Origin of the sequence: Prevotella sp. P5-64, from assembly GCF_002251285.1 — a bacterium.
Lineage (GTDB): Bacteria > Bacteroidota > Bacteroidia > Bacteroidales > Bacteroidaceae > Prevotella.
In genome coordinates this window covers 102,413-114,163 of record NZ_NPJK01000076.1, presented here as the reverse complement: position 1 = coordinate 114,163, position 11,751 = coordinate 102,413, and the positions used below count along the sequence as shown (strand labels likewise).

At 48.8% G+C, this 11,751-nt stretch carries 12 protein-coding genes and 2 pseudogenes; 1 reads left to right on the top strand and 13 read right to left on the bottom strand.

Annotated features, from left to right (window positions below; all coding sequences use genetic code 11):
• Window positions 1–45: 45 nt before the first annotated feature.
• The 3 genes and pseudogenes from ybeY to ruvB all read right to left on the bottom strand — a co-directional run.
• Window positions 46–465 (bottom strand): annotated as a pseudogene (ybeY, locus tag CIK87_RS14520) (rRNA maturation RNase YbeY); the annotation flags it as partial.
• The gene (gene coaD, locus CIK87_RS13535; RefSeq protein ID WP_022311210.1) at window positions 462–908 is read right to left on the bottom strand and encodes a pantetheine-phosphate adenylyltransferase; all 447 of its coding nucleotides are present in this window, start codon (window positions 906–908) and stop codon (window positions 462–464) included. The pseudogene ybeY and the gene coaD, both read right to left, overlap by 4 nt.
• Window positions 905–1,942 carry a Holliday junction branch migration DNA helicase RuvB gene (ruvB, locus tag CIK87_RS13530; RefSeq protein ID WP_022311211.1) on the bottom strand — a complete coding sequence of 346 codons (1,038 nt, stop codon included), beginning with the start codon at window positions 1,940–1,942 and terminating at the stop codon, window positions 905–907. The genes coaD and ruvB overlap by 4 nt, the downstream gene beginning before the upstream one ends.
• Window positions 1,943–2,217: 275 nt before the next feature.
• Between ruvB and CIK87_RS13525 the strand changes: the two genes are divergently transcribed.
• The gene (locus CIK87_RS13525) at window positions 2,218–2,478 is read left to right on the top strand and encodes a hypothetical protein (RefSeq protein ID WP_094387601.1); all 261 of its coding nucleotides are present in this window, start codon (window positions 2,218–2,220) and stop codon (window positions 2,476–2,478) included.
• Window positions 2,479–2,672: 194 nt separating this feature from the next.
• Here the strand turns inward: CIK87_RS13525 and CIK87_RS13520 are convergent, their stop codons facing one another.
• The 10 genes and pseudogenes from CIK87_RS13520 to CIK87_RS13465 all read right to left on the bottom strand — a co-directional run bounded on the left by CIK87_RS13520 (window position 2,673) and on the right by CIK87_RS13465 (window position 11,750).
• The gene (locus CIK87_RS13520) at window positions 2,673–3,125 is read right to left on the bottom strand and encodes a SprT-like domain-containing protein (protein ID WP_094387600.1); all 453 of its coding nucleotides are present in this window, start codon (window positions 3,123–3,125) and stop codon (window positions 2,673–2,675) included.
• Between the two features lie 171 nt (window positions 3,126–3,296).
• Window positions 3,297–3,830 (bottom strand): hypothetical protein, encoded by a 534-nt coding sequence (locus tag CIK87_RS13515; RefSeq protein ID WP_144008237.1) that lies wholly within the window; start codon window positions 3,828–3,830, stop codon window positions 3,297–3,299.
• Between the two features lie 13 nt (window positions 3,831–3,843).
• The gene (locus tag CIK87_RS13510) at window positions 3,844–4,281 is read right to left on the bottom strand and encodes a SprT-like domain-containing protein (protein WP_094387598.1); all 438 of its coding nucleotides are present in this window, start codon (window positions 4,279–4,281) and stop codon (window positions 3,844–3,846) included.
• Window positions 4,282–4,375: 94 nt separating this feature from the next.
• Window positions 4,376–4,819: a DUF4160 domain-containing protein gene (locus CIK87_RS13505; RefSeq protein ID WP_094387597.1), complete on the bottom strand. Its 444-nt coding sequence runs from the start codon at window positions 4,817–4,819 to the stop codon at window positions 4,376–4,378.
• 187 nt (window positions 4,820–5,006) lie between these two features.
• Window positions 5,007–6,086 (bottom strand): hypothetical protein, encoded by a 1,080-nt coding sequence (locus tag CIK87_RS13500; RefSeq protein WP_094387596.1) that lies wholly within the window; start codon window positions 6,084–6,086, stop codon window positions 5,007–5,009.
• 288 nt (window positions 6,087–6,374) lie between these two features.
• Window positions 6,375–6,635, bottom strand: a pseudogene (locus tag CIK87_RS13495) (hypothetical protein); the annotation flags it as partial.
• Between the two features lie 1,919 nt (window positions 6,636–8,554).
• Entirely contained in the window at window positions 8,555–9,508 is a 954-nt protein-coding gene (locus CIK87_RS13480) for an N-acetyltransferase (RefSeq protein ID WP_254046405.1), read from the bottom strand.
• Window positions 9,509–9,570: 62 nt separating this feature from the next.
• Window positions 9,571–10,806: an SAM-dependent methyltransferase gene (locus CIK87_RS13475; protein ID WP_371327127.1), complete on the bottom strand. Its 1,236-nt coding sequence runs from the start codon at window positions 10,804–10,806 to the stop codon at window positions 9,571–9,573.
• A 234-nt stretch (window positions 10,807–11,040) separates the two neighbouring features.
• Window positions 11,041–11,538, bottom strand: a complete 498-nt coding sequence (locus tag CIK87_RS13470) for a DUF3990 domain-containing protein (RefSeq protein WP_256388311.1) — start codon at window positions 11,536–11,538, stop codon at window positions 11,041–11,043.
• Window positions 11,532–11,750 carry a DUF3791 domain-containing protein gene (locus CIK87_RS13465; protein ID WP_094387593.1) on the bottom strand — a complete coding sequence of 73 codons (219 nt, stop codon included), beginning with the start codon at window positions 11,748–11,750 and terminating at the stop codon, window positions 11,532–11,534. Before CIK87_RS13465 ends, CIK87_RS13470 begins: the two co-directional genes overlap by 7 nt.
• Window position 11,751: the final 1 nt, after the last annotated feature.

Genomic DNA, 11,751 nt, shown 5'->3' with positions numbered 1-11,751 from the left:
AGGATAAAGCAAGCCAGAGCGGGGCTGGGAGCCTCTGCCCTGACGCTGCATGTCGCTGAGCAGGGCGAGGGCACGGTTTTCGGCGGCTTCCATCAGCTCGCGCTCACCGGGACCCTTGTCATTGATGCCACAGAGGTGCAGAATGCCGTGGATGATGACGCGGTGGAGTTCGTCGTCGTAGGTCTTTCCGAAGAGTTCGGCATTGGAGCGCACGGTATCGAGGCTGATGACAATGTCGCCATTGATGACGTCGTCTTCATCGTAGTCGAAAGTGATGACATCGGTATAATAGTTGTGACCGAGGTACTCGTTGTTGACCTCGAGTATCTTCTCGTCGTCAACAAACATATATCCTACCTCGCCCACACGACGTCCGTGGCTGGCAGCTACGGCCCTGATCCAGGCATTGGTGGCGCGCTTCTTTATGGCGGGCATGCGCACGCCCTCTACATTGTATGTAATCATTGCTTATGGGGAATAAAAGAGTCTGTGGGATAACCGAAATGCTCGAGTTCGCGCACGGCGCTCGACGAGATGCTGTCCATACCGGGCTCGGCATAGAGCAGGAGGGTCTCGATGTGGCCGATGCGGCGGTTGAGGTCGGCCTGCTGGCGCTCATACTCGAAGTCGGCGACAGAGCGCACGCCGCGGAGGATGCACGAGGCGCCCACGCTATGGGCGAGCTCGACGGTGAGACCGGTGTAGGTGACTACCTCGACACGGGGGTCGTCGGCATAGAGGCGCTCGATGGCCTCGCGACGCTCCTGGGCGCTGAGCCGGGTCTGCTTGCGCTCATTGACGCCCACACCGATGACGATGCGGTCGAAGAGGGGCAGGGCGCGCGTCACCACTGAGTGATGGCCGATGGTGAAGGGGTCGAAAGTGCCTGTGAATAGTGCTGTCTTCATTGTCCGAACAAGTCTTGCATGAGGGGTTCGCCACCCAGAGGGTTGCGGCCCAGATGCTGGTAAGCTAATGGAGTGGCTACGCGGCCACGAGGGGTACGCTTGATGAATCCCTCCATGATGAGGAAGGGCTCGTAGACCTCCTCGACGGTGCCCATGTCTTCGCCGATGGCGGTGGCAATGGTGGAGAGTCCCACGGGTCCGCCGCGGAACTTGTCGATGATGGTGAGGAGTATCTTGTTGTCAATCTCGTCGAGACCATACTGGTCGATATTGAGCGCACTGAGGGCAAAGCGGGTAATCTCGGTGGTGATGCGTCCGTTGCCCTTGACCTGGGCGAAGTCGCGCACACGCCGCAGCAGGGCGTTGGCGATACGGGGCGTTCCGCGCGAGCGTCGGCTGATCTCCAGGGCGGCATCGTCATCGATGGGCACACGCAGGATGCCTGCCGAGCGGCTGATGATGCGCTTCAGGGTCTCGGGGTCGTAATACTCCAGGTGGGCGTTGATGCCAAAGCGGGCTCGCAGCGGGGCGGTGAGCATGCCGCTGCGGGTGGTGGCTCCCACGAGGGTGAAGGGATTGAGGTCTATCTGTATGGAGCGGGCTGAGGGGCCCTTGTCTATCATGATGTCGATGCGGTAGTCTTCCATCGCCGAGTACAGATACTCCTCGACCACGGGCGAAAGGCGGTGAATCTCGTCGATAAAGAGCACATCGTTGGGTTCGAGAGAGGTGAGTATGCCGGCAAGGTCGCCTGGCTTGTCGAGCACGGGGCCGCTGGTAATCTTGAATCCCACTCCCAACTCGTTGGCGATGATGTTGCTCAGCGTGGTCTTACCCAGTCCGGGCGGGCCGTGCAAGAGGGTGTGGTCGAGGGGCTCGCCGCGGTACTTGGCTGCCTCGACAAAAACTTCAAGGTTCTCGACTACCTTCTTCTGGCCAGAGAAATCGCCGAAGCGAAGTGGTCGGAGCGCGTTCTCGAACTCCTTCTCAGAAGAAGACATCGACTCCTCCCGTATATCAAAATCGTCTCTCAATGTATAGTCTTATTTTAATAATTAATAATGTATGGTGCAAAGTTAGTGCAAGTCGAGCGAAATACAAAATAAACTCGTTTATTTTTATTGCCGAGACGCAGCCTAACTTCACGGCGACAGCCGTAAAGTGCGCAAGTCGAGCGAAATACAAAATAAACTCGTTTATTTTAGGCAATGATATATCTGTTGGCACAAATAATCTATAGAATGCAGTCAGAAGTGGCTGCATTTTTCTGTTATTGTTGATATTTATATAGAAAAATACAAGTAAACATATGAACAAGAAACTTATAAGATTAACTGAATCTGAGTTACACAGGATAATAGAAGAGTCAGCAACTAACATCCTTACGGAAAATGAAATGGAAGAAGGATGGCTTGGCGATAAATGGAATCAGACCAAAAGTGCGGTAGGTACTGCATTTAACCCAAATCGGTCATTAGAAAAACAGATTTGCATATGCTTGATCCATAAATATTTACTAACTTTACCACGAAAAAAGCAAGAAAGAATTGGAATACTCAAGGTGATTTAAACGGAATAACCAATTTACAACAGCAATTGACCCAAATGCTTGATGCTCACCAAACAAACCCACAAACTACTGTGGCACAACTTGTTGGCGGCAAGTATAACAATAATAGATTCGGAACTATGACAGGTATGGCAGCTAATCGCAGAGGGCAAATCAAAAAGCGTGGTGGTTCTGCCTATTAACCTACCAATCTATTAACCATGTAAGGACTCTATCCCATAACTTGGGGTAGAGTTTTTTTTATTTATGTAACCAAAATCACCATGAATCCGAATATTTAATCCATGTTCTTTTCTAAGGCGTTTGCGATGCGCTCTAAAACGCCTACCGTGACCAAGAACGCCATCAAACATTTTACCCTCAATTGTTGTTATGTACATATGAATCATTTCGTGGACCAACAACTCTCTAAGGTTATCTTCTGTCCATATTGTATTTCGTGCAACGCCAATACTACTTATTATACCTTTTGGCGATGGTTGGCCTATATATTTACCATAGTTGTTTTGATTGGGTGACATCCAATAAAACTTACATTTGCCCAACTTTCCGTCAAAATACATAACATTGTATTTGTCAAACCTTTCTTTTAAGTCTGCTTTTGTAAGTTCAACACCATCTAAATTCAATGTATATTTTTTACCCATTTATCTGCTATTTAGTTCTTCAATATCTATCCAATTTTATGCGAACATACATAAAAATTCTATTAATAACAAGTTCTACGTGATATTTTTATTGCCGAGACGCAGCCTAACTTCACGGTGACAGCCGTAAAGTGGGCAAGTCGAGCGAAATACAAAATAAACTCGTTTATTTTATAATTTAGTTATATAGGCGTTTATAGTATTCAAATCACCTTGAGCCATAATATAAACCATGTTGGGTACTTCATTTATTAGATTAGTAATTACTTGCCCATAAACTTCATTGTTAGTTGAGATTCGCTCTTCAACGAACTTGAAATATATTGTCATATTTACGGTTTCAGGGTCTTTACCTATTTCAGATTCATCAACCCAAACTTCGTTCAACGCCTTAATTCTTGCTTCTAATGAGTCGTTCTTTTTCAACTTCATCTTTGCTACATGGGTAATATGAGCACTCAACTCATTTTTCCAACGCCAAACAAGTTCTTGTTTATCTCCTGATAGTTTAGCATAATTTACCAAACACCAGTTTATTGTAATTTGTGATGTTAAATCATCCGCTTTCCGTTTGAATTCTTGTCTTGGATAAACCATCTCGGCGGTTAACTTGGCAATATATTCTCTACTCTCAAGACAAGTCATATGTTGCTCTATTCTTGTATTAAGGGATAGAATCTTTGCTTTTTTTTCTTGATAATCCATAATCATACACTAACTATAAACCTATAAACCTACGGAACCTTGTAAAAAGACTTGGAACCGTAGGTTTCTTGTTTCCCACATGGCATACCTTCGGACCATATAGGTCTATTGTTATACCAAATTCCCTTTTGAGTCTTCTGCACTGTCTCTTGAACCTCCAGCCATGCTTGAAAATAATGCTTTCATGCTTCTCTATCGTAGTTATATAGTGATGTATCATCTCGTGAATCACTGTTTCAGTGAATGCTTCTTCAGTCCATTTGACGTTTGAGGCAATCCAGATGTTACCGACATACTTTCCCTTGTACATTAGACGGCCATACATGCCAAACGTCCTTGGCATCCTAAAGGTGTGGAACTTGCATGGCTCAAGTATTCCATTGAAATACTTCCTATTGCATTCATCAAATTTTGAGGCAATCAATTCTTTTGTTATCTTCAAATAACCCATATTCTATAATTTATTAAAAGCATTCTTATTCTAATTAGGCAATGATATATCTGTTGGCACAAAAACATCTGTTATACACATAGGAGTAGTTCACTTATTCATCGTGAAGCTGTTCCCATTGAAGCATTGCATTTTCTTGATTTGTAAGTTTTGGTTGTACGAAGCATTTTGTAGCCAACCATTCCTTTACATGTTGTTCCATATAATCAAAGATTGAGCCATTTTTACCTATTCCTTCTATTTGAAGCATATTACCATCTTCTATTTTATAGCTAACGTTCCACCCATCACATATAATGTGAAAATGAGGTGGAGTATGGTCATCACTCCAAATTTTTAGTTCCCAAGTATTATAAGGAAATAAACATCTACCTGTTTCTTTCTTATTAATTCTTGCCATCTCGTTAATCATAGAATCAGTGGCATTCAATGTAGACGGCTTTTCTAAAGTAGCAGTCAATGTTTCTTCTTTTATAAAGTCATTAATTGCAATAGTTACACTTTCTTTTATAATGTTCTCCAAATTAATCTTCTTCATAATAAACCATTTAAAATAAATACCGAAAAAACAAATTCTACGTGATATTTACTATAGGTAATAATATATATTATTTGTGCCAACAACTATATCATTGCTTATTTTTATTGCAGAGACGCAGCCTAACTTCACGGCGATAGCCGTAAAGTGCGCAAGCCGAGCGAAATACAAAATAAACTCGTTTATTTTATTTCAACATTGCTGCCACTTCATCATTGCTGATACCTGTCGTCTTGGCAATTTGCAGAGTGTCCATTCCTTTAGAATAGAGCAACTTCACTACATTCTTTAGCTGTTCGCTCTTCTGCTGCAACTGTTCGCTCTTCTGCTGCAGCTGTTCGCTCTTCTGTTGCAGCTGTTCACTCTTCTGTTGCAGCTGTTCGCTCTTCTGTTGCAGCTGTTCGCTCTTCTGTTGCAGCTGTTCGCTCTTCTGTTGCAGCTGTTCACTCTTCTGCTGCAGCTGTTCGTCTTTCTGCTTCAGTTCTTTTTCGCGTTTCATTATTGCCGTGTCACGGTCTTCTATCGCCTTGTAATATTCGTCCTCCACGTTCATGTCCTGACGCATTTCGGAGTCGGCGGCAGCGGCAGTAAGACGATGGAGCATATACATCATGTCGGCATCATCCTCATATTTGTTCTCGTCGATGTTGAGAACCTGTTTGTCCTCCGCATCTTTCCTCGACTGGTCGAATACGCTGAGCACTTTTTCAAGGCGGTTGTTCACGCGCCCCTTCAGTCTCGGTATCTGCACTATTATACTGTTGTGTGTAAGGCTCTCCACAAACGGCTCCTCCTTTCCGTCCTTGACCACCTTTCCGTTGTAGTCGTATACATCGTGGTTGACGTATACCACAGGCTCCTTGATGTCGCCCACACGATGTCCGAGCAGATAGACCGCCACCATGGGGTAGGCGAAACCTTTGGGCGAGTCGCTGCGTATGTTCAGTTTGTTGCTGTACTGCGCACCAAGATACTGGCGGAAACGCAGTGTCTCCGTGTCGAGCCATGTCTTCTGCAGTTCTATTAGTATGACGCGGTCTTTATATTCGTTGCTCTCGGTGTCCTTCTCTCTTACGGTGGCAGCAAAGTCAATGCGAAACATTGAGAGTGTGTCGCGTGTGGTGTTGACATACTCGTGCGGTCGCATCTCCACCTTCACCACTTCCTTCTTCAGCAATGCCGATAGGATGGTTTTTGATATGCGTTCGTCCGACATTATATATTTGAACACGGAGTCGTAGATCGGGTTGGCAACATGTAGTATCATAAGCGTTGAGCATTTTCTGTTAAATACATCTGCAAACTTACACATTTTATGTGAATTACAACACTTCTCGTCCGTTTTTTTTTGATATTTCCTTTGTCTCCTTGTCTTCTGCGGATCATATAGCTTGGACATCAGTACTATTGGTCTATATAGATATTATCACTCGAAATGTCGGATGAGCCGTTTATTCTTATTGCCGAGACGTAGCCCAACTTCACGGCAAAAGCCGTGGGGACAACAGGCATAGCGTCTACGAGTAACTTCATAACTCTACGCTCTTACATAGTCACCACAGAAGTAGATACTCATGAGAGAACGGACGATTTCGCTGTACTGATAACCGAACGTTTTCGTTAAGCCAGATGAGCAGAGCTAAGTTTACTTAAGCTCTGCCATGGCGAGAAAACGTGCCATGAAATGGAACAATCTACACCTTAGACCGAGGCTTGAGTCGATTACAGATGACAATGTGGAGTCAAAATTGCTCCATGATGAAAACATTCCTCCAAAAAGAATGAGTTTCTCAGATTTAATTTGTATTTTTACCATGTCTATCGTCAGATTCTCTTGTTTATTTTTGCAACACTAAAATAAGTGAAGTCTTTGACATGGCAAAATCCTGGGGCGCTCGGCTCTGCCGCTTGGCTTGTCTGAGAACTTTTTGTTGCTCAGGTACTTAAAGAGTTTAATTTGTAATAGTGTTGCGGAATTAAGGATAAGTTTGCATATGCGACCAGTATCCATCAAAAACTAACAGTAACCAAACACCATAAATAACAATTCAACATAACACAATCAAATTAATCACAATATGAAACAGCTGTTTTTGACATTTGCAGCGGCTCTGCTTCTGCTGCCCGCCACGCTGTGGGCCGACACCGCCAAAAAGAAAATAAAATCGGTGGAGATAACGATAGACGCCCCTACTCCAGGAATGGACTTAGAGAAAGCCGAAAAACTCGCCCTGAAAGCGGTGAACACCGCCTACGGCGACCTGTTCAAGAGCGGTGTCATCACAATGCGCGACATCTCATGGGATGGCGAGTTCGGCGAGAACAAGGAGGGCATCCCCACACTGAAGGCTGGATACCCCTACATAGCCACAATTGAGATAGTGATAGACCCAGACGGAGATTACCAGACCGAATGGGTAAAGAGAGACGGTTCCAACGTTCTGTCGACCGAAAACTTCAAGGCCACGGTGAACGGGATACCGGCACGCGTGCTCACAAGCGCCCCTTACTTCCCCATTATGGAGGTGAAATTCACCATACCTGGCGGCAAGGCCGGACCGCAGGAGAAAGATGACCATTCCTCCGACTACGACGTGCTGAAGAAGGAATACCGCTCCACCCTGCCCTACATATCGCGCAAAGAGGCCGACGAAGTATATCCACACTACCACCCGCTGGATGTGCTCGTAGTCGACAAGATCGATCAGCTCTACGAATTCATGCATGAGAAATACATCTCGTCGAGCGGACATGCATACAAAAATCACAACACCCTGCTGATGACCAAGTTGATAATCGACGTAAGCAACGGGGCGGAAAACTACAACATCTCAGAATTCGCAAATACACTCGGTGCCCCATTCTCCACCACATTCAATCTGAAAGAGGTGTGGCTTAGCCCCAAGGTGGATGCCGTGAAATACGTAAAAGACCTCAACGAGGCCACCGTCGAGCGGCTGTCAAAATGGGGACGCAATTATATGGAACAGAGCACAAAGCTCTACACCGCCAAGGGCACATTGTTCATCCCCGAGAACGCAGGCAAGGCTGTGCTCGACTGTCTGGCTCTCGACGCCACCGAGCCGACATACACCATACGCACATACCGCGGCGATGTGTTTGAGGCACAGAAGGCTGGCGTGGCAGCCACCAAACTTCTCACCTGCACCAAGCATGTGTTCACAGCCAAGATAGAGGCTGCCGACCGCGTGTGCCAGTACAACACATGCAAGCAACCGTTCAAATGGTACTACTCATGCAAGGTTTGCGGCAAGTGCGAACGAAACAAAGCGCACACCTTCAGCGCCAGACCGGCAGCCGAAGTACTGGAATGGCACGACATGAACGAGAACATAGCCAACGACCAGGCATACATCGGCGTAAACGCAGCCGGTGAGCACCTCTACTGGAAGAGCTGCATCTATTGCGGCATCTCACACAGCTATCACATGAGACACCTCACACCCAGAGACCAGAAAATGATGGGTATGGAAGGCTCTTTCGAAGATTTCAAAGTCTCAACGCTCGAAAGTATGAAGAGCGAGGAAGATATATGCCTGCTGGAGACGGAGCTGCCGAGCGACCAGATGTTCATACTGCCACGCAAGTCGGAAGCCAAGATGAGCGTGTGGGCGCAGGACGGCGTAAACCGCGCCCTGTGCGACAACCTCATCGACGACGCCGTGCTCGGCAACGACTACACCAAACCCGTGACCCGCAAACAGCTTCGCTCCATCATGACACTGCTCGTGAAGGAGATGTCTGGAAAGGACGCATCAGCCAGTGCCATCGGACTCGACGACGCCTCACTGCCACAGAGCGGCCGCGGTGGCACTTCTGCAGGGCGCGCGAGAGCGAAGGGATGGTGATGCCCATGCCTGCCAGGCGGTTGTCGGCATTGCCATCCTCGATGACGGTGATAAGACTGAGGTCGGCCAGAGGGAAGTACATGTTGACGTACTGGTCTATCTGCCTGTCGGTGAGCTCGGAGAAACCGTAGAGGTCCTTATAGGTGGCGTTGACCAGGTCAAAGAGCTTACGGCCATAGCCTCCCTCGAACACGTCTTTCTTAGTAAGTTTGCGCACGTGCAGATTGTAGCGCTGCTCTATCATCCGGGCTATCTTGGTGTACTTCTCGGGTATGGTTTCGGGCACTTCCAGGTAGTACTCCACGTAGTCGTTGTCCTTACTCCAGCCTCCCAGGCGCTCCATGTGCTCGGGGTAGTAGGGGTAGTTATAGATGGTGGGCATGGTGCCCAACTTGTCAAAGCCGAAGGTAAGCATGCCCTCGGGATCCATGTCGGTAAAGCCTAAGGGGCCCACCACGCTGTACATGCCCTTGGCCCGCCCGTAGTCCTCTACGGCCTGGAGCAGCGCCCTGGACACCTCGATGTCGTCTACGAAGTCTATCCAGCCGAAGCGTACATCGCGGCGGTTCCACTTCTCATTGGCGCGGTGATTGATAATGGCGGCCACGCGACCGGCCAACTTACCGTCGCGGTAGGCCAGATAGTATTCGGCCTCGCAGAAGTCAAAGGCAGCATTGCGCTCAGGGCTCAACGTGTTCAGTTCGTCGCTATAAAGATTGGGCACATCGTATGCGTTGCCTTCATATAAATCGTAATGGAACTCAATAAAGGCTTTGAGGTCTTTCTTGGTTTCCACACGCTTGATACGTATGTCTGACATATTAACAAAAAAACTCTTTAAGAGTGCAAAAATAGCAAATAAAACGGAGACAACGGCAGAAATCAGCGGATTTTTTCACAGATAAGCACTACGTGACCTCCGTCCGAAAGGGTTGTGCCAAAGATATATACGGGGCCACCATCGCGCAGGCCGAGGCGACGGCGGAGCTGGTCGGCCGACAGGGGAAAATTGCGCACGGAGACGTTGGCACGTTCTATGCCGCCAAGGGCGCGGCGCTGCTGCTTGCGGTTGAGGGTGCTGACGGCCACGACGCGGAAACAGCGGCCCGAGCGGAAATCGCCGGGGGCGTCGCCCACGAACAGGTGCGAGTTGGGGGCCACCATCCGCAGGCCATAGCGGCGGCAGAGGGGGCCAAAGCATCCGCCCTTCATCACCGAAGCAGAGGGTTCGTAGAGGTAGGCACCAGGGGCGACGGCACCGGTCAGGATAGCGGGGGACTCAGTGGCCTCAGCGGCGCTGAAAGTTTCGACCAGGGGCTCCGCGCTCCGCGTCGTGAAGTCTACACATCGCACCAAGGGGGCCGCCTGGCCTGGGGGCATCGGTTGGGCCTCAGCCTCAGCACTCGACTGGCCCGACAGCAGGAGCAACAGCTCCTTGCACTCATTGTCGACCGACACGATGTGTACCTCGCGCACGCCACGGAGCTGGCGCACGGCCTCGTGCCAGTCGAGCATGGGCGACAGCTTGACGAGCACCCTGTCGGCCTTGGCCAACAACTCATCGCACAGCGCCGTCACGTCGGGACTGCAATCGGCTATGGCATAGGTGCGCGCACCACTCTGGCTGCGCCGGGCTGGGTCTATGTATATCAGTGACACGTGGCCCATGGTGTGCAGATAGTTGGTGGCATCGGCACACACCACGTTAGCGCTGCGGTGCAGCACGCCCAGGTTGTGGCGCACGGTGTCGCACAGCTCGCTGTTGGCCTCTACGTAGGTGGCATAGGCATAACCCTTAGAGATGGCCATGAAGTCTATGCCAAAGCCGCCCGTGAGGTCTGCCATGGACTCATGGGCGCCCGTGGCACACACCGCAGCTTTCCACGCGGCCGTCTGCTCGCTCGAGCACTGCTCCATAGACAGGTGGGGAGGATACACTATACCCTCCGTCATGGCCAGCGTGGGCAGTTTCTTCATCGCCGTCTGCCGGCCACGTATCTGGTTAAGTGCCCAGGGCATGTCTACCGTGCCCAGACGGTCGCCCATAAGCGCTAAGGCCCGCACATCGTCCGAGGCGTGCTCGCGTACAAACCGTATTGTATCTTCGTTCTTCATCATAGTCATTCACTGCCTTATCCTCGCCCGCTTCCGCATCACCGGAAGACACCTCACGCCCATAGAAACCATCTTTAGCGAGCCCGGAGCCATCATTAGAGGGCTAAAGGTCGGTCTTTAGAAACGTAAAGATTAGCCATAGCAAAAGATGAGACAGACCAAAGCAGATAGCGGGATGATTTTGACGGATAGCAGAGCCACAAGGAGCGTAAAGATTACATCCTGGCACATCGCGATTTATGGGGTCTGCACCACTCCGAAATGCTGCAAGCAAGCTATTGACCGCTCGGTGCCAAAATAGTACTGCTTATTGAGCTTGCGATACGTCAACTGCCTAACAAGTTCGTTCATTGTGATGATGCCTTCAAGGTATCTATCCAGTTGGAACGCTACTCCATCATCGGCCACAGGTCCTATAACCACATCATAGCTATGATGAATATCTGGCTGACGAATATCACGGTTCAGCAAAATAAACTCGGCCCAAGCAGCAGTAGGTTTATCAAATTTCAACACATTGAGAGTCCCATCATTGAGTACCTGCTCTTCTATACCAAACGACGTAACAATGGCACGACCCTTTCCTACGATGCTAACTCTTCTTCGGGCCATATTAGCTGCCTGCTCGTAAATGTCCGTAAGATAAAATCCCTGCCCAAAGTCCTTATGGGGTTTGCAACAGGCAAGTTCTATCTTGTCAATGGCCATATTTGACCCATGATAGAGCGTCAGCATGGCAGCCCTCCTCCATAGCGACGACACACGGAAGCAAGGTCTTTTACGGCATCGTCAAGAGAGAGCTGGTGTTCAGCCTCGTAGTTGTCCACGAGGAAGTCAATGCCCTTGTGGCGCCTAAGATAGGCATAAGCCTGCTTGTCCGAGAGGTGGTAATGATGGGCAAACTTGCCTATACAATAAAGGATATAAGTCACCTTGTATGCTTCCATA

What these genes read in the sequence shown, in the direction of transcription:
- coaD (WP_022311210.1), bottom strand. Translation starts at nt 908, where the DNA reads ATGAAGACAGCACTATTCACAGGCACTTTCGACCCCTTCACCATCGGC.
- CIK87_RS13510 (WP_094387598.1), bottom strand. Translation starts at nt 4,281, where the DNA reads ATGGGTTATTTGAAGATAACAAAAGAATTGATTGCCTCAAAATTTGAT.
- CIK87_RS13515 (WP_144008237.1), bottom strand. Translation starts at nt 3,830, where the DNA reads ATGGATTATCAAGAAAAAAAAGCAAAGATTCTATCCCTTAATACAAGA.
- CIK87_RS13500 (WP_094387596.1), bottom strand. Translation starts at nt 6,086, where the DNA reads ATGATACTACATGTTGCCAACCCGATCTACGACTCCGTGTTCAAATAT.
- CIK87_RS13520 (WP_094387600.1), bottom strand. Translation starts at nt 3,125, where the DNA reads ATGGGTAAAAAATATACATTGAATTTAGATGGTGTTGAACTTACAAAA.
- CIK87_RS13470 (WP_256388311.1), bottom strand. Translation starts at nt 11,538, where the DNA reads ATGCTGACGCTCTATCATGGGTCAAATATGGCCATTGACAAGATAGAA.
- CIK87_RS13505 (WP_094387597.1), bottom strand. Translation starts at nt 4,819, where the DNA reads ATGAAGAAGATTAATTTGGAGAACATTATAAAAGAAAGTGTAACTATT.
- CIK87_RS13475 (WP_371327127.1), bottom strand. Translation starts at nt 10,806, where the DNA reads ATGATGAAGAACGAAGATACAATACGGTTTGTACGCGAGCACGCCTCG.
- CIK87_RS13480 (WP_254046405.1), bottom strand. Translation starts at nt 9,508, where the DNA reads ATGTCAGACATACGTATCAAGCGTGTGGAAACCAAGAAAGACCTCAAA.
- CIK87_RS13525 (WP_094387601.1), top strand. Translation starts at nt 2,218, where the DNA reads ATGAACAAGAAACTTATAAGATTAACTGAATCTGAGTTACACAGGATA.
- CIK87_RS13465 (WP_094387593.1), bottom strand. Translation starts at nt 11,750, where the DNA reads ATGGAAGCATACAAGGTGACTTATATCCTTTATTGTATAGGCAAGTTT.